The organism is Vibrio sp. L5-1, from assembly GCF_021728315.1.
In the GTDB taxonomy this organism is placed as follows: Bacteria; Pseudomonadota; Gammaproteobacteria; order Enterobacterales; family Vibrionaceae; genus Vibrio; species Vibrio splendidus_K.
In genome coordinates this window covers 1-1,732 of sequence record NZ_JAKKCQ010000028.1, presented here as the reverse complement: position 1 = coordinate 1,732, position 1,732 = coordinate 1, and the positions used below count along the sequence as shown (strand labels likewise).

1 protein-coding gene and 2 pseudogenes are annotated in these 1,732 nt (G+C 43.5%); 2 read left to right on the top strand and 1 reads right to left on the bottom strand.

Annotated features, from left to right (window positions below; all coding sequences use genetic code 11):
* Positions 1-99: 99 nt before the first annotated feature.
* Positions 100-642 (bottom strand): annotated as a pseudogene (locus tag L3V35_RS25345) (hypothetical protein); the annotation flags it as partial.
* Between the two features lie 469 nt (positions 643-1,111).
* On the opposite strand from L3V35_RS25345, the gene L3V35_RS25340 reads away from it, so the two are divergent.
* The gene (locus L3V35_RS25340) at positions 1,112-1,468 is read left to right on the top strand and encodes a hypothetical protein (RefSeq protein ID WP_237300852.1); all 357 of its coding nucleotides are present in this window, start codon (positions 1,112-1,114) and stop codon (positions 1,466-1,468) included.
* A 38-nt stretch (positions 1,469-1,506) separates the two neighbouring features.
* Positions 1,507-1,732 (top strand): annotated as a pseudogene (locus L3V35_RS25335) (hypothetical protein); the annotation flags it as partial.

Below are 1,732 nucleotides of genomic sequence, written 5' to 3'. Positions count from 1 at the left end.
CAAGGAGATGGCGCGTAAGATGCTGCTTAATGGTCTAGATCAACAAACCATTATGGATGTCACGGGATTGAATACAGACGAACTAGCACAACTTTCTCATTAGCCGCTCAAGCATAAAGGGTTGTGTTGATAAAATCTGCCTGGAGACAAAGCTACATCGTTTATGGCTAACCGTGGGCTTCTAATTGGCATACCTAGAGCTATAATTTTGTTCATAGTTTTGACATTTACTATCATTTCACCTATTTGAGCGTTGTAATATATCAAACTCGCTTTACCGCTCGTTAGCGCTTTTTCCGCTTCATTTATTGATCCACTCTCTTCCCAAAGTATTACATTCTTTCGGGGTGAGTTTCAGTGAGGTACAACCTTTCTTTTTCAGAGGCTCATGGCACAACAAAACTGACTTCCGCACTCATGGTTTCGAGTATATCGACATGAACAGCTAAGTGTAGCTTTTGCTATGTTCTGCGTTTCTTTGCATCAAGCTTTTTCACTTTTCACTTTTCACTTTTCACTTTTCACTTTCCACTCTCCACTCTCCCTGACCAAAAAGGTGGGAGCTAATTGAGTTAATGGCTAGACGGCGAATAGCCCTTTAGATTTATTGCTATATTTGACTTGAACCGCCTTCGAACACTTACCCTTGAAGATTGACTACGGACGGTTCTTTTTCTAACGCGAATCAATCTATAAAGTACGTATTAAACTTAAATATTGGGCGTTCTCCCTTCGGTCGGCTCATTCCGTCGCTTCACTCCTCTCGCGATAGCTTATGGCACTGTTATCGAGCAAGCTCGATGTGACATTAAGTTACTGCGAACAATCACCCAACGCCTCCGCTACTGCGTAGCTGCGCTTCGTCGTGCCTCCTTATTACCTTTCACTGGCTTCAATTAAGTTCGAGTAAGGGCTTGTTTTCTTATGTGCCGATTTTCCTTTCGACTCGCATCACTGGATGGCGCTCGCAGACTGTTCACCATCCTCAATCAGAACCTTCTCTGCAAGGGTTAATAAACGCTCCGCGCCCCTGCAGAGAAGAACCCTGTTTGAGATCTGGACAGCCAAGCGGCTCCATAAAAGTGATACTCAAACAGAAAGGAAATTTGTCATGGCACAACAAAACTCAACCCCAACTCTCTCTACATTGACGCTCAGCGACCAGCGTTTCGCCGCTGGGCACGAAAGCTCACCAAAAAATGATATCTCTTTACTGCGAATTCCTCAGCGTACAGAGGGAGAAGAGCACGGCTTTTCTCTTACGCCGTGTAGCGACATTACCTTAGCTGAACTCAAAATCGCAGGATTTACTTCGCGTGATGCTAAGTTCTACCCATCCACTCTGGCTGAGGTTGAGAAGAGTATCTTGCACCACTTTAAAATCGGGGACTTAACTGACAATTTTATTGTGAAGGATGTATCAACCCCTTCGAGAGCCCTCTTTTCCTTTCACCGTTGCCCGTTTTAATTACTGGGATATTTTTGTATTAACGTAAGGAGTAAGTCATGAAATATCTCTCTCACTATATTCAAGCCAAACAAACGCAAGCATTTAATGAGGCTGGGGCATTTTTTGCCTTTTCCACTAAACAGTTCGATGAAGCAAAAAAAGAGGGCGTGAAATATGCGTCGTTAGGTATGGGTTTAATTTGCCCTGTTGATAATGCGAAGCAATTAATGACCCGTTTAGATTCTATTGCTCAAGAAGGGATCGCCGAAGACATCGAAGATA

What these genes read in the sequence shown, in the direction of transcription:
- L3V35_RS25340 (WP_237300852.1), top strand. Translation starts at nt 1,112, where the DNA reads ATGGCACAACAAAACTCAACCCCAACTCTCTCTACATTGACGCTCAGC.